Source organism: Maridesulfovibrio spiralis (SeqCode) (genome assembly GCF_048571135.1).
Classification (GTDB): domain Bacteria; phylum Desulfobacterota; class Desulfovibrionia; order Desulfovibrionales; family Desulfovibrionaceae; genus Maridesulfovibrio; species Maridesulfovibrio spiralis.
Window position 1 is genome coordinate 4,316,875 of the sequence record NZ_CP182344.1, and the last position, 17,726, is coordinate 4,334,600.

Below are 17,726 nucleotides of genomic sequence, written 5' to 3' on the forward strand. Positions count from 1 at the left end.
TTACTAGAAGTGGATCAGAACAAATCCGAACATAACGACCAGCCCGAAATCCCGGAATCAACCCCGGGATTTCGGGCTTATCTTTCAAGGCCCGTCGCCATTGCAGCAGCGACTATTGCTGCGGCGGCCTCCATCTGCCTGATTATCGCCCTGCTGAGCTTAGGTGCACCTGAAGAAAATGCTGTTGCCGACGCAGACACCGCGGACCAAACTATCACAGAACAGGCCTCCACAGAACAGGCGGCAGCCCCGGCTCAACTCTACGAAGAACCCATGGAAGGCGATCTGGACGACATGGTCAAACAGATCGACCTAAGTCTGATCAATACGCTTAAAACATCCAAAATATCCATGAGTGACCTGCGGTTGGAAGACGTGTCGCTGAAAAAACACCAAGGGCACGACTACCATTTCCAGCAACTCAGCTTTCCTGTATCCGGCGACAAGAAAACGTTTATAGCCAAAGTACAGAAAGGGCTTGAATCCACAGCACTTAACGCTAGTCTGCATGAAATCGCAGCCGACAGCTGGTTGATAAGCATCAACGGCGTCCCGACCCACAAATTTTCTCTTTTCGCCCCAGTGATCGAAGAGAAAAAGCCTGCTCCGGTTAAGCTTGATCCGAATGCTCCCAAGATGGCAATCGTGATTGACGATATGGGCGAAGACCTCGGCCTTGCCAAAGGGTTGGCGGCACTGGATGCGAAGATCACTTTTTCCATCTGGCCTGACAGTTCTCACGTAGGAAAGACCATTGCCATTGCTAAGAAAAGCGGCAATGAAATCATGGTCCATCTGCCTATGGAACCCAAAGGCTACCCCAAAGTAAATCCCGGTAAAGATGCCCTGCTGATGGTCATGAACGCGGAAGACATCAGTAGAATTACCCGTGCGGCAATTGCAAAAGTTCCCGGTGCAACCGGGCTGAACAACCACATGGGTTCGCGCTTCACCGAATTCTACACCGGAATGAGTGTGGTCATGACTCAGCTGCACAAGAAGAAGCTATTCTTCCTCGACAGCCGCACCACCCCGAAAAGCGCAGGACGCAGAGCAGCCTCAAAAGAAGGCGTGACTTTCTACGAGCGCAACATTTTCCTTGATAATGTAAAAGATGTGGGAGCAATTAAATACCAGCTGTCCAAGGCCGCTAAAATCGCCAGAAAAAGAGGACAGGCAATCGCTATCGGACATCCGAACCGCGAGACCCTGAAAGCAATCCGCCAATGGGTAGCTGAAAACAAAGGCAAAATCAGGATTGTCCCTGTAAGTTCCTTGCGCCCCAACAGTTAAATATGCTGACATAAAGCTGTCACTTAACCGCCATAAAACCGGAGTTCAAATCTGCAGCTAAATCTATAACTATAAAAAATAATTCTTATCCTGTCTTGACTTAAGTGTCATTTTAAGGGCAAATTCAATTCAATCAAATAATTATTAATAAAGGGTAGTATCAGGATGAAAAAAATCCTCCTATTTCTCGTATTGCTGTTCATGGTTACTGTTCCTGTAATCCACTCCGCCCAGACTTACACTGTTTCTATTTCCCAGATTGTAGAGCATCCGTCCCTCGATGCCATGAGGGAAGGTTTTAAAGACCGGCTTAAAGAAGCCGGATATGATGTAATTTACAATGAGCACATCGCTCAGGGTAATCAGGCCACTAATATTCAGATTGCCAACCAGATCAAAGGCGAGAACCCCGATCTGGTACTGACTATCACCACTCCCTCTTCTCAGGCAGTAGCCCAGAAGATCAAGGACGTTCCTGTTCTCTTTACCGGCGTAACTGATCCGGTCGCTGCAGGTCTGGTGAAAAGCCTCATGCTTCCCGGTAAAAACATTTCCGGTATGACTGACATGAGCCCGGTTCTGCGTCAGGTCGAACTGATTAAGGAATTCATGCCTGAGATTAAAACGCTCGGGACCATCTACAATGCAGGTGAAGCCAATTCCATCGTACTGACCAACCTGCTCAAAGAAATCTGCAAGGATTTCGGCATCAAGGTTGAAGAAGCATCCATAGCCAACTCCAGCGGCGTATATCAGGCTGCCAAGAGTCTTGTAGGTAAATGCGACGCAATCTACATTCCTCTGGACAACACCGTTGTTTCCGGGCTGGAAGCAGCAATCAAGGTCTGCCGCCAGAACAAGCTGCCCATCTTCTCCGCAGATACCGATTCAGTTAAACGCGGAACTGTGGCTGCTCTCGCAGTGGATTACTACCGCATGGGTCTACAGACTGCCGACATGGCTGCACGCATCCTCGGTGGTAAGGCAAAGCCTGCAGACATGCCTGTTGAAACCCTCCAGAACCTGCGCCTGTTCGTCAACGAAAAGGCTGCTGCCAAAATGGGTGTGAAAATTCCCAAGCAGGTCATGGAACGGGCCGACAAGATCATCAAGTAAATATTTGCAAATCTTTCATATAAAAGTTAAAGGCGCAGTACATTCTGCGCCTTTTTTTATTTGCCTTCGGTGATCCTGCCGGAGGCCTTAAACCCTTTTTGTAAAAAGGGTTCAAGAATCCCAAAAACTTTTAGTCTGCTTCGCGTCCATGTTCAGACAAATTGGCGTGGGGATAATTACTTTTCGATAACTACTAAATTCGCGTCTCCAGCGGCGAAGCCCGATCAAAAAGTTTTGAAGGGATGGGGTCTGGGGAAGGGAAACTTTTCCCAAAAGTTTCCCTTCCCCAGCCGCCGGAGGCAACCCAAAATATCATGATCAGTTTATATGCATTTATGGGAGCCATTGAGCAGGGAACTGCTTTCGGGCTCATGGTTTTAGGTGTGTACCTAACATTCAGGGTACTGGATTTCCCCGACCTCACTGTTGACGGCAGTCTGCCTCTCGGTGCTGCTGTTTCTGCTGTGGCAATCAGCAACGGCTATCACCCCCTATTCGGGATGGCTATGGCCGTTGGAGCCGGATTCATTGCCGGGGCCGTAACCGGGATTCTGAATACCAAGTTCAAGATTCTGCATCTGCTGGCCTCCATCCTGACCATGATTTCCCTATATTCAATCAACATCCGCATCATGGGCAAACCGAACATGACCCTGCTAGGCGAGGATACCCTGATTGACCAGTTCATCGAATTAAGCGGTCTTGCGCCCCACTTTTCCACCCCAATACTTTTCGCCATTATTTCCGGTGCAGCCCTGCTGGGACTGATCTGGTTTTTAAAAACATCTTTCGGACTTGCAATGCTCGCCACCGGGGACAACCCCAAAATGATCACCAGTCTCGGGGTTAACCGCGATATGATGATCATCTTCGGCGTGGGCCTTTCCAACGGCATGGTCGCCCTTTCCGGGGCGTTAGTGGCCCAGAACCAGGGTGCAGCCGACGTAAACATGGGGATCGGGACTATCATCGCCGGTCTTGCTTCGGTCATCATCGGTGAAACCCTTTTCGGAAAACCAAATGTCACCCGGGCCATGTTTGCCGCCCTGCTCGGATCTGTGGTCTACCGCATAGCCATCGCACTGGCACTCGGTGTGCGCCTCGGCGATTTTGCATTCACCCCCAGTGACCTGAACCTTGTCACCGCCGCGCTGGTCGTAGTTGCGCTGGTTTCACCGCAGATCAAAAGCGGTCTGCTGAAAAGGAGGGCTGCATAATGCTGGTAGTCGAAAAAGCAGCCAAGACCTTCAATCCGGACAGCGTAAACGAAGTGCAGGCCCTGCGCGGAGTGGACCTTAAAGTTGACGCCGGGGAATTCATCACCGTAATCGGCTCCAACGGGGCCGGAAAATCCACTTTTCTTAATTCCGTAGCCGGGACATTCATACTCAGCAGCGGAAAAATATCTATCGCCGGAAAAGACGTAACCAGATGGCCGGAACACAAACGGGCAGCAAATCTGGGACGTGTTTTTCAGGACCCTCTGCTCGGAACATGCGGATCACTTTCCATTGAACAGAACATGGCTCTGGCACTTAAGCGAGGTAAGCGCCGGGGTCTGGGATTGGGAGTAAAAGCGCGCGACAGGGAACTGTTCCGGGAGCAGCTGGCGACGCTAGGTCTCGGACTTGAAAACAGACTTGCGGATCAGGTTGGATTGCTGTCCGGTGGTCAGAGACAGGCTTTGACCATGCTCATGGCTACAATGACAAGGCCGGACATTTTATTACTGGACGAGCATACAGCTGCACTTGACCCCAAGACAGGACGCAAAATTCTTGATATAACCGACGCCGTTGTACGCCGGGATAAGCTGACCACACTCATGGTCACTCATAACATGAATCAGGCAATCAACATGGGCGATAGATTGATCATGTTCCATCAGGGCATGATAATTCTGGATATTTCCGGGAAGGAAAAGAAGGGACTGGGCGTTGAAGATCTACTGGATCGTTTCTACTCCCTTCGAGGCGAGGATGTTGCCACGGACAGGATGCTTTTTTCCTAGCCGGAGCAACATGTACTTCCCGTTCAGGGCAACCTGAGAAATGCGAGAATCCGCAAAAAAGAATACACTTGGAGGACTTAAACAATGAGCGAACTTACTTTTTCCATCATCAAGCCCGATGCAGTTAAAGCCGGTAAAATCGGTGACATCATGAAAATGATCTCCGACGCCGGTCTGAAAATCAAGGCAACCAAGATGATCCACATGACTCAGACACAGGCTGAAGGTTTCTACGCTGTTCACAAAGAGCGTCCCTTCTTCGGCGAACTGGTTGAGTTCATGGTTTCCGGACCCTGTGTGGTTTCCGTTCTTGAAGGCGAAGACGCTATCAAACGTTACCGCGACCTCATGGGTGCTACTAACCCCAATGAAGCAGCAGAAGGTACCATCCGCAAGGCTTTCGGCGCTGGAATCGAAGCAAACGCATGCCACGGCTCCGATGCTCCCGAAACCGCAGCAATCGAAGTACCCTACTTCTTCAGCAACCTTGAAATGGTAAACTAATATGACTAAAAAAGTTGGATTTATCGGCACAGGCAACATGGGCGCCGCCATAATCAGAGGAATGGCTGGCGATGACAGCATCAACCTGCTTGGTTCCGACCTGAACAAAACGGCACTGAACGCCCTTGCCGAAGAAACCGGGCTCATCCAATGTGATACTGCCCGCGATCTAGCCAAGGAATCCGACTTCATCGTGCTGGCGGTAAAACCACAGCACGCTCCCGCAGTTCTGGAAGATATCGCACCCGAACTCACCGAGTCCAAGTGCATCATCTCCATTGCCGCCGGCCTGACAGTGCAGAAGCTCAAGGATTACTGCGAAAACCGCTGCCCTGTTGTCCGGGTTATGCCCAACACTCCCGCACTGGTTAATGCGGGCGTGTTCGCAGTCTGCCTTGATGACAGCCACTTGAGCGACGAACAGGCAAACTTCACCCGCGAAATGTTCACCCCGCTGGGTGATGTTTACGCGCTGGCCGAAAGCCAGTTTGATGCGTTCACCGGGGTTGTCGGGTCCGGACCTGCTTATGTCTTCTACTTCATTGAAGCCATGATCGAGTCCGCAGTTGAGCTGGGTATCCCTCGCGAACAGGCCACAGCCATGGTCAACAAGCTGTTTGAAGGTTCCACAAAACTGGCGCAGGAAAGCAAATTCCACGTCAGCCAGTTGCGTGAAATGGTGACCTCCCCCGGAGGTACTACCGTACAGGCCCTCATCCATCTGGACCGGACTGCAACCCGCGCCAATATCATTGATGCGGTGCGCAAAAGCTACGAGCGCAGCATAGAACTCGGGAAAAAATAAATGCCTACCGGCGGTCCCTCCGGGGGCCAAAGAAACTTTTTGAAAAAAGTTTCTCTGGACTCTTCAAAAACTTTTATTAGTTTTGATTTGAACCAGCTTTAAGGCATTCACAGAGAATTAAAATGGCGACTTGTTTTATCAAGTCGCCATTTTCTTTTTTATACGAAGTAGGTCAAATAAACCGTGCTTACCCAGACAGTCAGGAAGCCGCTCATTACAGATTTGATGTAGATATTTTTAAGCAGTGGTTGAACCCCGGTCATAGCCAGAATACCGTAACATGGCAGCAGGCCAAGGGTATAGCTTGCCTTGGCTGTGCTGTAGACCGGCAGGTTCAGGTATAGATAGGCTTCTGCGGTAAAGTAGACCACAATGCAAGCTGTGAGAAACATACGTCCGTTGAAGACGGACTTCACCGGCTTGTAGAACGTGCGCCCTATTCCGCCCAGAATCAGAATGGAAGGGATCAAGGCCAGCAGTGCTGTTGCCATCATCAGATCATCATCCCACGGCGGCCTGCTCATAAACTTGCTCTTGCCGCTCAGGTTGGCGTCCAGCCAGAGGGTGGAATAAAGTCCGTCCCAGATACCGTCAGTGGTTGAATACACGGGCTTGAGGATGGATTTGCCGAAGGTGCCGAAATGCTCCCAGACCCGATAACCGTGATCCTGCCACCAGCCGATCTCCCTGATCTTGTCCCAGCCCCCGATAAAAGGTTTGCCGTAGCTGGCCCAATTGCGCAGGTAGTACCAGCCTCCGACCGAGGCGGTTGTGATCAATGCTAAAACAATTCCTCTGACGCAGCTCAATTTCTGTGCAGATGATTCGCTGTTTTCAGCCATCAACGGCAGCAGAACAAAAAAGATGACCAGCGGGATTAGCAGCGTGCAGGTTGCCTTGCTCAATATCGCCAACCCAAGGAACAATCCCAGCAGCGCGAATTGCTTCAAATTTCGCTTCTCCTGCACGCAAACAACGGTCAGGACCTTGAGTATGGTCATTGCAGAAAAAAGCGCAGTAAACGGTTCATTGCCCCAAAATTGGGCCATAGCAAAATTCATGGGCATGAACCCGCCGATGATTGTTGCTCCGATCCGGGCCATACGATCTTCTTTGAAAGCCAAAACCGAACATCTGTAGCAGACTTCAATCAACCCCGCGCCGCATGCCAGCGGTATCAAGCGCAGCCAGTACAGCGCACTTTCCATATCCATAAACACAAGCAAGAACTTATAGAAAGCGGCAGAAATTATGTAGTACAACGGAGGTTGAAACATCTGCCACCCTTCCAGCGGGCTGGGCAGTTTTAAATTCTGGGCCACATATTCAATGTATTTGTAATGCCCGCTATGATCCATGCCGAGCTTAAACGGCAGTTCATGAAAATTATTCAAGGCCATCACAGTCCATAATCCCAGCAACACAAAGCGGATTGCAGATGGAGAAATTTCTGTTTTATTCAGACCAGCAGGTAACTTTTCCTTTTCGCGAAGCCAGACCAATCCGGCGCCCAGCACAAACAGCGGCAGCATCATGGGCAGAGAGGCCAGTAATGCCTGATCGGCGCGCTTAAATTTATCGCCGATGAGCAATTTCCCGGTCTTGGCCGCATCAGCCGCCGGATTCCAAACAAAATCATCCCGACTTGCTTCCCAACCATGCGGCGTGGAAATATCCAGCGGTAGTGCCCCTTTCGCCCAAAGAAGCAGCGCCGGATGTGCATTTTCATTTACCACTGCAACCTTGAATTCGTGCTTCCCAACAGAAAGCTCCGGCAGATCAACAACAATCTCATCCCGCCATTTATCCAGATCACCATCAAATTTACGCAGAGGCATACCGTCCAACCAGATTCCGGCCCCGCGAAATGCTTTGATGTGCAAGGTAATCTTCACAGGACCATCCAACTCAAAATTACGTCTGAACAAAATCATTTCAGAACCGTTGCTCCGTGCATTGAGCCGAAACGGTAAATCAAGCTTTATCCAACGCGCCTCAGAATGTGCAGTCAGATATGAATTCTCCGGCTTTGAGAGGGAGGAGTTAAAAGCATACAATCCAGCCCCGGCAAAAATGCAGACTGCCAATATCAGAATGATCAGCACAACCCGATTTCTATATGAATCCTGCGACATGAAAGGCTCCGTAATTTTTTATTCTTTTTATACGGATTAAAACTATTTGAACAGAATAAAAAAGCCGGAACCCTTTGCAGGATTCCGGCTTAATATCAACGTGTAAGCTGTAACTTTCTAGTGCATAACCTGAGAAGCCCAGACCATTACGAAGTAGATGTCGAGCAGTACAGCGGAGAAGACAGCGGTAAACATCACCAGAGAACCGAGTCTTTTCAGCTTCAGGGAAGTCCATTCACCGGACTCGGGTCCGATAACGGGCTTTTCTTTTTCTTCACCAAAGTAGGTAGCCTTGCCGCCCATGGGAGCGCCGAGCAGCCATGCTGCGGGAGCCATAGCCCAACCAGCGTTGGGGCTTTCGGTTTTGTTGGCATCTTCGATGAGGTTATCGTAAGCAGCTTCCCAGTCGAGTTTGAGAATGCGGCCTGCTGCCAGCATCATGAAGCCAGTGATACGTGCGGGGATGAAAGCAAGGATATCATCAGCTTTGGCTGCGTAGTAACCGAACTCTTTGAACTCTTCATTCTTGTAGCCCCACATGGAATCCATGGTGGAGATGGTTTTGTAAACCCACATACCGGCAGGACCGGTAACTACGAGGTAGAAGAAAGGAGCAACGAAACCGTCGTTGAGGTTTTCGCTGGTGGATTCGGCCAGAGCTCTGCGCAGGCCGTTTTCGTCCAGTTCGGATACATCACGGCTGACCAGCTCGGAAATAGCTTTGCGAGCATCTTCGATTCTGCCGCTGTCGAGCAGGGAAGCAGCGTTCTTATGCTCATTAAGCAGGGAGCCGAGAGCCAGACCCGCGTAAGCGAGATAGATAGCAATCAGCACACCGATGAAGGGGATCGCCAGAAAAATCTTGAGCACGCTCCAAACAACTATTGCGAAAACCAATACACCGATACCGCCCATGATTTTACGGGACATGCCGGTGGAGAAAACCCAATTTTTGTACTTGTCCAAGGCCATTCCGATATAGCGAACGGGATGGGGAAACCACTTCGGATCTCCTAAAAAGATATCAAGAACAAGTGCGATAACAGGTACGAGAAACAAAACAGTAGAATTGTCCATCAGATATTTTTCCTCAAATCTTAAAGCGTTTGGCCGGGACATTAGTGCGGCGCACTTTAAATTAATCCCAACACACAAGGACAGCCGGGGGCAGGAACCTCACTATTCCGACTTCTTCCGAAGCTAATAATCGCCCTGCATCCGATCCTTCCCACAGAACCGGAAGCTTGCTGACTATCCAGTATATAAAAAAGCGGCACGGACAACAATCCGAACCGCTCTCTTATTCTAATTTTCGTAGTAGGAACGCAGTAGTGCACTACGCACAGGATGGCGCAGTTTCCTAAGGGCTTTAGCTTCAATCTGTCTGATACGTTCACGGGTAACGTTAAAGAGCTTACCTACTTCCTCAAGGGTATGGTCGGATTTTTCACCGATACCGAAACGCTTACGCAGAACCTGTTCCTCACGCGGAGTCAGGTCGGAAAGCACAGTTGCAATCTGCTCACCAAGCTTGGTGCTGACAACTTCTTCGGCGGGCGCTGCGGCCTTCTTATCTTCAATAAAATCGCCGAGACTCGAATCCTCTTCATCACCGATGGGTGTTTCAAGGGAAATGGGTTCCTTGGCAATCTTAAGGACTTTCTTAACTTTTTCCAACGGATAATCCATACGTTCCGCAATTTCTTCCGGAGAAGGATCGCGTCCCAGTTCCTGTACGAGGTAGCGGGAAGTACGGATAAGTTTGTTGATGGTCTCGATCATATGGACCGGGATACGAATAGTACGGGCCTGATCCGCAATAGCGCGGGTGATAGCCTGTCTGATCCACCATGTCGCATAAGTGGAGAATTTGTAACCACGCTGGTATTCGAATTTATCAACCGCTTTCATCAGGCCGATGTTACCTTCCTGAATCAGATCAAGGAACTGCAGACCGCGGTTGGTATATTTTTTAGCGATGGAAACAACAAGGCGCAGGTTGGCACGGATAAGCTCCTGCTTAGCCTGCATTGCGCTGCGGTTACCATGCTTGATGCGCCAGAGCACTTCTTCAAGGTCATGCACGTTGTGGCAGCATTTATCCTGCAGACGCACCAGAATTTCCATCTTACCGGAAATCATTTCCTTAAAGGAAAAGAGCTCATCAACAGTCAGGCCCAATTCATCAGAAGCGGCAACCGGGTTTATATCGCGGTCATCTATCTGTTTGAAAAGTTCCTTGATTTCCTGCTGGGTTTTACCGGTGGAGAGGATGTACGCAGAGAGGTCACGCTGACAGTTATGCATCTGTCTCACGTAGTCACCCACGGTTTCGATAATCTGGTCGATCAAGGTCTTTTCGATCTTGATGTCACGCAGCCTTTCAACAATATCCTGCTTGTAGGCTATAATCTCGTTCTGCTGCTTGACGACCTTTTTATCAAGGCGCGCGCAATCGTCGAGTTTGTAGTACAGGTCACGTTTTTTATCGTAGAGATTCTTGACTTCGTCCAGCAGGAAAATAACACGCTGGCGCTGGTTCATTTCATCTTCGCTGGGGTCGTCTTCCTCAATGGTTTTAACGACGTCCTTCAGCTTGATGCGGGATTCGTCAAGGTCTTCACCGACGCTGATAAGTTCTTCAATGGCAACCGGGATTTCAACCAGTGCATACAGAACTTCCATTTCGCCGTTTTCAATCTTTTTAGCGATAACAACTTCGCCCTCACGGTCCAGAAGGCCAACCGCACCCATTTCTCGCAGATACATGCGCACGGGATCGGTGGAACGGGAAACGTAATCTACGCTTTCTTCTTCGTTATCAGTGAGATTGATTTCATTATCACTATCTACACCCGCATCCATGATTTTTTTACCATCTTCGGGTGTGTTGACGATCGCAATGTTCAACTGGTCGAAAATCTTGATGACGTCATCAAGCTGATCAGCCTTGTTAAACTCGGCAGGCAGAGCCTTACCCAACTGTTCAAAGGTCAGAAATCCCTGTTTCTTACCCTCTGAAATCAGAGTTTTAATCGCCTGAATATCCTTAATGTTGCTCATCATCCCTCCATACAGAGTCGTTCAGGACTTTGAGGTACGCGCTGACGCGTTCGGTATCGCCTTGAGCCTGAGCACGGCGCAAGGCATCGGTGAGCTTTTTTCGGCCCATATCATACCGCCGCCGGGCAATAACCTTACAGACATGCCGCCATTCTTCTTCTAAATCGACACCGGAAAGAGCTTCCTCCATCCGGCAACCGGCATAGAATCGTTTTTCAGAATCATCGAGTAACGGGATAATGTCCTGCCCGCTGTGAGCCGCAATTTTAGACCACAGTGTTTTGCCCCAGTGCGAGGTCAGGACCTGAGCTACTCCCCTTTCCGATAATTCGACGACATACTCCGGATGCTTTACCGCATACCTCAAGAAATATTTATCATCTTTAACCTGTCCCCCCACCGGAGCCACCGCGCGCGGCTGTTCCTGCTGTACAGGATTCTGCTGCTGCGGGACCGGAGCGTTGAGGGCACCGGAAAAAACCGACCTTAATTCCGCTTCTGCCACACCCAGGCCGCTGGCAACCTTGGGCAGGTAAAATGCACGTAAGGACGCACTGGTCATCTTTTTAAGGAATTCCTGCGCCCAATCCATAACTTCACGGGGTGAAGACCCCGCCTGCAAAGTTTCCAGGCTAAAGAACAAACCGTCACGGGCCTGATCCAGAAACTTCTGAAATCCTTCGGCACCGCTGGCCTGAAGAATGCTATCCACGTCCTCGCCATCCGGCAGGACAACAACACCGCAGGAAACTCCCTGCGTAAGAATCATCTCCGTACTGCGCAGAGCCGCTTTGACCCCGGCTGCATCCCCGTCAAAGACGAGGTCGATTTTAGAACAGAACCCGGAGAGTCGTTTGACCTGATCCGGGGTTAATGCCGTTCCAAGCACACCGCATGAATTTGTATAACCGAACTGGTGCAGGGAAATTACATCCATGTACCCTTCAGTCAGCAGAGCGTGTTTGGTTTTGGCAATGGAGTTCCGGGCCGTTGAAAGGCCGTACAGGTGCTCTCCCTTTTTATAAATGGGAGTATCACTGCTGTTTAAATACTTCGGTTCTCCATCTGTAATTATTCTTCCGCCAAAAGCAATAACCCTTCCCGATAAATTTTTTATGGGAAAGATAAGCCTTGCACGAAAACGGTCATAAGTGCGACCCTTGGCATTCTGGGAAAGAAGGCCTGCCTTGACTCCCTGTTCGGCTGTATAACCTTTGGAAATCAAATGCTTTTCCAAACCCTGCCAGTCATCGGTACTGCACCCCAGACCGAAAGATTCGACCACAGAGGAATCCATCCCCCTGCGTTCGAGATATTTTCGGGCTTCACGCCCTTCAGGAAGCTTGAGCATACGGCTGAAATATTTTGCCGCATGTTCATGCATATCCATGAAAACTTTACGTTCGGAACTTCGCTTGGCCGCCTGCGGGTCGACTTTACCGGGAGTGAGCTCCACACCGGCCTCTGCCGCCAGCTGCTCAAGGGCATCCTTAAATTCCACCCCGTTGATATGGGAGTAGAAATCAAAAATATCCCCCGAAGCCTGACACCCGAAGCAATAGAAAAAACCTTCATCCCCGTTTACACTGAAAGATGGGGTCTTTTCGTTATGGAAAGGACAAAGGCCCATCCAACGCCCGGACACAGGCTTCAGTTCCACATACCTGCGCACGATATCAACGATGTCAAGACGGTCTTTGATAGCTTCTATGGCAGCTCTATCCAAAGTTTCCTCCTCAACAGCGTCGAAAAAGTTCGAAACAGCTGAAATAATGCACAATCATGGCAGCCTGAAAATCCATAGCACGGCCTGCAATAATTTGCACTAAACTAATTCAACCTCGGTCATGCCGTCGCCGCCCCGGTCTTCCGGTGCAAGACTGTATCCGGCAACTGCGGGATTTCCATCCAAGAAAATATGCACCTCACGACGAAGCGCCCCCGTTCCGCGACCATGAACAATTTCAAGTTCAGTAGCACCGCGCAGCAGAGACTGATCAAAGAAACGTCCAAGTTCACTGATAGCAACATCGGCCCGCTTACCGCGCAAGTCGATCTTGAGGGTCATTTCTCCCTTGGGTGCTTTCTTGCCGGATTTGGCGGCAGTCTTTTCAACAGACTGGCGTTCCTTTTCCTGAACGGCTTTTTTGCCCACAGGTCCAAGCTGATCAGCGGGAATCCACATGGCTACACCGTCCATATCAACTTTGACCCGCTTCTTGCGTTCATCTTTTTCGATGACCACACCCTTACGGTTCCAGCTGATATTCAGGATCGGCTTACCAACCTTGATATCCTCGAAGGAGAACGGTTTAACATCGGCCTTAGGCTTATCTTCTCCGCCGATTGAACCACGGGCCTCAGAAAGCTTCTTCAAAGCCTGCTTACGCCCGATTTTACCGTCCTGCCATTCTTTGAGCACACTCTGAGCCTGCTTCTTCACATCAGCAAGCACAGAAATACGTTCACGTTCAAATTTTTCTTCCAGCTTGGCGCGCTTTGCTTCCAGCTTGGATTTGATACGGTCCATTTCCTGAAGCTCTTTCTCACGGCTGACCGCAAGTTCATTAAGCCTGTTCATGACCGAACCTGAATCAGAACCTTCCATAAGCAGATACTGCTCAGCCTTGGAAAGCAAGGCTTCCGGGAAGCCGTGCTCACGGGCAACATCAAGAGCAATGGATGCCCCGACCTGATCGTAAGCAATGGAGAAAAGAGGCTTTTTGGTGGAAGGATCGAAAAGCACACTGGCAGCACGTACTCCTTCGGTCACCAGAGCATATGTCTTAAGTGCCGGGAAGTGTGTCGCAGCAAAACAGGTGACTCCATTCTCAAGCAGCCCGTCCACAACAGCCTGCGCAAGGGCCGCGCCCTGTGCCGGATCAGTACCTGACCCGAATTCATCAAGGATAAATAAGGTTGAGGAATCCATAGCTTCCCAGATACGGCTGATGGACTGGATCTGGGCAGAGAAGGTACTTACGTTATCTTCAAGGGACTGCTCGTCACCCATGATGACAAAAATTTCCTTAAACAAGGGCAGTACGGAGCCTTTTTCCACCGGAACAGGAATTCCGCTGAAAGCCATGGCGGAAAGCAGACCTACAGTTTTCAGGCAAACGGTCTTACCACCGGCATTACCACCACTGATTATAAGTACTTTCTGCTCTGTAGGCAGCTCGATATTGAGCGGGTTAACCCCGCCCTCGGCAGCAGCGAGGAGCGGATGGCGCGCGCCGCGGAGATCGAAACCGGAGCCGGAATGCACATCAACAGCCACGGCCTTAACGGATTCTGCAAAATTTATCTTAGCCTGCAGGACGTCGTACTCAACCAGAAAACCGTAAGCAGCCTCGCACTGGTCATATTCGGAACGGACCAGCCCGGTCAGATAGGTCAGAATTTTAAGTTCTTCTGTCCTTTCCTGCTGCTTGAGTTCCTGCATGGTGTTGTTCAGCTCCACGAGAAACATCGGCTCAAAATAGCAGGTCTCGCCAGTATTGGAATAATCGTGGACAATACCCTGCAGACGGCCTTTGAAATTTGTCTTCAACGGCAGCACATAGCGGTCGTTGGTGATGGTCATAAAATCATCCTGCAGAAAACGGGAGATGTCCTCGCCGTGGATGAAATCGCGGACCTTTTTGGAGCAACGCTGGTGCAGGGAACGGATGGACTGGCGGATATCATAAAGTTCCGGAGAACTTTCATCCTTGATATTACCGTCCTGATCAAGACAACGTTTAAGACCGGAAAAAGTTTTCTCAGGCCAGCTTACACCTTCAAGGAATTCAAGAATGGTATCCCACTCACGCTTTTCAGCAATGGCGAGGGCCTCTTTCAGAATACGTGCCTGCCCCAAAGTCTGTATCAAAGCGAAAAGCGCATCCGCATCAAGCACATTATTGGGCTTGACCAGATACTGAAACAGTCCTTCCAAAGGGGGGAAGGTGCCGAGTCTGAATCCGGTTTCTTTAACAAAATTCTGACCCTGACGAAAAAACTGGGCTGTGGAATTGATGGAATCAGCATCATCCATGGGAGACAGGGCAAGGCAAGCCTCCGCACCGGACGTGGAAACTGAGTGGCCGGAAAGGACATTAAGAACTTTCGGAAATTCAAGTAGCTGGAGAGATCTTGGCTCCATAGGATTCCAGTGTAGAAAATGTTAGATCACGCACCCCGTTGGAACGAGATACCAATACAGAAAAAACGGCAAACAGCCCCGGAGAAACTCCGGGGCCTGCCGTTAAAATTCAGCTTAAGCTGATGTCAGGAAAGACGGGCACGAACAAGGTTGCTAACAACCTTTCCGTCAACCTGCCCTTTATAGGCGGCAGTGATGGCTTTCATCACTTTACCCATATCCTGCATGGATGATGCACCGAGATCAGCAATTGCCTTATCGATAGCAGCAGCGATTTCCTCTTCGGAAAGCTGCTCCGGCATGTAACCGGAAAGAGCCTCGACTTCGACAGCTTCAACTTCGGCCAGTTCAGGACGTCCGGCAGCAGTATACTGCTCAATGGAATCCTTACGCTGCTTGATCTGCTTTGCAACGAGATCAAGAACCTCATCATCAGAAAGAGTCTCCCCTTTCAATTCGACAATGCGGTTTTTGATAGCAGTCTTGAGGTGTCTCAATACTGCTTTCTTAACATCATCCTTGGCCTTAAAGGCCGCAATGTAGTCTTTATCAATCTGCTCAATGAGACTCATATACTAACCCATTGACATTTTGCGCATTTTTTTAATGAGCCTTTTGCGGGCAGCAGCTTTTTTCTTTTTGCGCTGTACGCTGGGCTTTTCATAGTGCTGACGCTTTTTGAGTTCGGAAAGAACTCCAGCTTTTTCAACCTGCTTCTTAAAGCGGCGAAGAGCTATTTCAAAGTTATCAGAATCTTCGAGATATACACCGGGCAATCAAATCACCCCCCTGAATTAATCTCGCACAGAAAAACTATGCGGAAGAGATATTTATTAACTCTAAATATTACATGGAGTCAAGTACTAAGCACAAAAAAAAGTTCAGCATCCGCATACGCAGATGCTGAACAAAATTCCGAAAAAATTTCCTAGTGAGCGGCGGTATCTTCTTTGGAATCCATCCATGCCTTAACAGCACAGTATGCCATACCGGCACCGAGAATGCCGATTACGATATAAAGGACGCCGAAAAAAATAAAGTGATCGGGCTGCCACCAGGGAAGATCCATAGGAAGAGGACTCTGAACAGTTTCACCATGCAACATAATTCAATTCTCCTTGACTACTTTACAGCGTCTTTAAGAAGCTTACCGGGACGGAACTTCACAACCTTGCAAGCGGGAATCTTGATTTCTTCACCAGTGCGGGGGTTGCGGCCTACACGCTCTTTTCTTTCGTCAACCTGAAAGGTACCGAAACCTGTAAGGGTCAGTTTTCCTTCATTAACGAGTGTTTCTTCTACTGTATCCAGAAAGTAGTTCAGGCAACGCTCTGCATCAGCTTTGGTCATTCCTGCTTTCTCAGCAATCTTAACAACGAGTTCAGCCTTAGTCATCAGTCCTTCCTCCTTGAAACGGGAAAATGATTATTGCGGCACTTTATCGTGCCTGCCATTAACCTCGCCCTCGAGCGAGAGTTGGGTTCGTAATAGTGCGAACCGGGTCAACCCAGCTTCGCAAGTCGTTTTGCTAACACTCAAAAACGTTTAAAACAAGCCCCCTGGGCCGCATTCTTAGAAAAAAAACGCAGAACCGCCTGCTCAAACGACCTTGAAGAAAATCTAAAACAAAATTTTCACCAACAAGTCAAGAGGGAAAATCGGTTTTAACGCATTTATAGAGACTCTGGAATTGCAGTGGGGACAAGGCCTCAGGGCGATCTTTGAGTGAAACGCCTTCATCTTCGGCCCACTTATGTACAGAGTCAGAAATGAATGATTTCAATATCTTACCAAGCTGCTTGCGTCTGAACTGAAAACAGTATTTGATAAGTTTGGCAAGCCCCTCAATATCACTGGGTTTTTCCTCTTGCGGCAATGGAAAAAATTTTATTACAGCCGAGTCAACTTTGGGTTTCGGCTTGAAAACGGTCGGTGGAACCTTGAAAAGATAATCTGTTCTGCAAAAGCTCTGCACCCAGACACTGATAGCACCATACTTTTTTGATCCCGGTCCGGCTGTAATACGCTGCGCCACTTCATGCTGAACCATGAAGACACAATTAGCGCTGCTTTGGGCCGCAATATCCCACATAATCTTCGAAGCCACATTGTAAGGCAGGTTGCCCACAATCTTCCAGTTCTTCTCTGGATCAAGCCCCGCCCAGTCAAATTTCAACGCATCCTGAAGCTCGACTGTCGCTTCGGGATATTCGGCTTCAAGTGCCGGGGCCAGATCGCGATCCTTTTCAACCAGAGTAAGACTATCGGGACCTGCTTCAAGAATAAATTTTGTCAAAGCCCCCTGCCCCGGACCGATTTCAATCACTGAATCGTTTTCCGTAATCTTGAGGCTATCCACAATTTTGCGCGCAATGTTTGCGTCCTGCAAAAAATTCTGCCCAAGGCTTTTCTTGGCTCTATGTTTTATCTGCACAAAAACTCCACATTATTTTTGAAAAATTTACGATAACTTCAGTAATATATGTTACGCAAGTCTTAGGTTGCCAGCTGATTATACAGGTCTCCGGCTCCCGCATTTTCAAGAAGACACAAACTACATTGCAGGAAATACACACGAGTTCTTCTCTGGACAAGCACTTTAACACCGCTTTCAGCACTTATCCTGCCTTAAAAGAAGACCTGGCCAGCTAC

The 17,726-nt window shown here is 49.3% G+C and carries 15 protein-coding genes and 1 pseudogene; 6 read left to right on the forward strand and 10 right to left on the reverse strand.

Annotation, left to right across the window (positions count from 1 at the left end):
- The first annotated feature begins 9 nt into the window (after positions 1-9).
- The 6 genes from ACNI29_RS19375 to proC all read left to right on the forward strand — a co-directional run bounded on the left by ACNI29_RS19375 (position 10) and on the right by proC (position 5,729).
- On the forward strand, positions 10-1,293 hold the full coding sequence (locus ACNI29_RS19375) for a divergent polysaccharide deacetylase family protein (protein WP_419780011.1): 1,284 nt from the start codon (positions 10-12) through the stop codon (positions 1,291-1,293).
- 165 nt (positions 1,294-1,458) lie between these two features.
- A complete protein-coding gene (locus ACNI29_RS19380) occupies positions 1,459-2,409 on the forward strand; it encodes an ABC transporter substrate-binding protein (protein WP_419780012.1) in 951 nt (316 codons plus the stop codon).
- A 314-nt stretch (positions 2,410-2,723) separates the two neighbouring features.
- Complete coding sequence (locus ACNI29_RS19385; RefSeq protein ID WP_419780013.1) at positions 2,724-3,626, forward strand: ABC transporter permease; 903 nt, start codon at positions 2,724-2,726, stop codon at positions 3,624-3,626.
- Complete coding sequence (locus ACNI29_RS19390; RefSeq protein WP_419780014.1) at positions 3,626-4,420, forward strand: ABC transporter ATP-binding protein; 795 nt, start codon at positions 3,626-3,628, stop codon at positions 4,418-4,420. The genes ACNI29_RS19385 and ACNI29_RS19390 overlap by 1 nt, the downstream gene beginning before the upstream one ends.
- Positions 4,421-4,504: 84 nt before the next feature.
- Positions 4,505-4,924, forward strand: coding sequence for a nucleoside-diphosphate kinase (ndk, locus tag ACNI29_RS19395; RefSeq protein ID WP_419780015.1), 420 nt, complete (start codon positions 4,505-4,507; stop codon positions 4,922-4,924).
- Position 4,925: 1 nt separating this feature from the next.
- Positions 4,926-5,729, forward strand: coding sequence for a pyrroline-5-carboxylate reductase (gene proC, locus ACNI29_RS19400; protein ID WP_419780016.1), 804 nt, complete (start codon positions 4,926-4,928; stop codon positions 5,727-5,729).
- Positions 5,730-5,887: 158 nt separating this feature from the next.
- Here proC and ACNI29_RS19405 read toward each other — a convergent pair whose 3' ends face one another.
- The 10 genes and pseudogenes from ACNI29_RS19405 to rsmA all read right to left on the reverse strand — a co-directional run bounded on the left by ACNI29_RS19405 (position 5,888) and on the right by rsmA (position 17,508).
- Entirely contained in the window at positions 5,888-7,864 is a 1,977-nt protein-coding gene (locus ACNI29_RS19405) for a glycosyltransferase family 39 protein (RefSeq protein WP_419780017.1), read from the reverse strand.
- A gap of 117 nt (positions 7,865-7,981) precedes the next feature.
- Positions 7,982-8,941, reverse strand: a complete 960-nt coding sequence (cbiB, locus tag ACNI29_RS19410; RefSeq protein WP_419780018.1) for an adenosylcobinamide-phosphate synthase CbiB — start codon at positions 8,939-8,941, stop codon at positions 7,982-7,984.
- Positions 8,942-9,169: 228 nt separating this feature from the next.
- Positions 9,170-10,927, reverse strand: coding sequence for an RNA polymerase sigma factor RpoD (gene rpoD / locus ACNI29_RS19415; RefSeq protein ID WP_419780019.1), 1,758 nt, complete (start codon positions 10,925-10,927; stop codon positions 9,170-9,172).
- Entirely contained in the window at positions 10,914-12,653 is a 1,740-nt protein-coding gene (gene dnaG, locus ACNI29_RS19420; protein WP_419780020.1) for a DNA primase, read from the reverse strand. Before dnaG ends, rpoD begins: the two co-directional genes overlap by 14 nt.
- A 99-nt stretch (positions 12,654-12,752) precedes the next feature.
- Complete coding sequence (locus ACNI29_RS19425; RefSeq protein WP_419780021.1) at positions 12,753-15,074, reverse strand: endonuclease MutS2; 2,322 nt, start codon at positions 15,072-15,074, stop codon at positions 12,753-12,755.
- 125 nt (positions 15,075-15,199) lie between these two features.
- Positions 15,200-15,646, reverse strand: a complete 447-nt coding sequence (locus ACNI29_RS19430) for a GatB/YqeY domain-containing protein (RefSeq protein ID WP_419780022.1) — start codon at positions 15,644-15,646, stop codon at positions 15,200-15,202.
- A 3-nt stretch (positions 15,647-15,649) separates the two neighbouring features.
- On the reverse strand, positions 15,650-15,850 hold the full coding sequence (gene rpsU / locus ACNI29_RS19435; RefSeq protein WP_015336888.1) for a 30S ribosomal protein S21: 201 nt from the start codon (positions 15,848-15,850) through the stop codon (positions 15,650-15,652).
- 152 nt (positions 15,851-16,002) lie between these two features.
- A complete protein-coding gene (locus tag ACNI29_RS19440) occupies positions 16,003-16,179 on the reverse strand; it encodes a hypothetical protein (RefSeq protein WP_419780023.1) in 177 nt (58 codons plus the stop codon).
- 17 nt (positions 16,180-16,196) lie between these two features.
- Positions 16,197-16,478 (reverse strand): annotated as a pseudogene (locus ACNI29_RS19445) (HU family DNA-binding protein); the annotation flags it as partial.
- Positions 16,479-16,719: 241 nt separating this feature from the next.
- Positions 16,720-17,508: a 16S rRNA (adenine(1518)-N(6)/adenine(1519)-N(6))-dimethyltransferase RsmA gene (gene rsmA / locus ACNI29_RS19450; RefSeq protein WP_419780024.1), complete on the reverse strand. Its 789-nt coding sequence runs from the start codon at positions 17,506-17,508 to the stop codon at positions 16,720-16,722.
- Positions 17,509-17,726 lie beyond the last annotated feature (218 nt).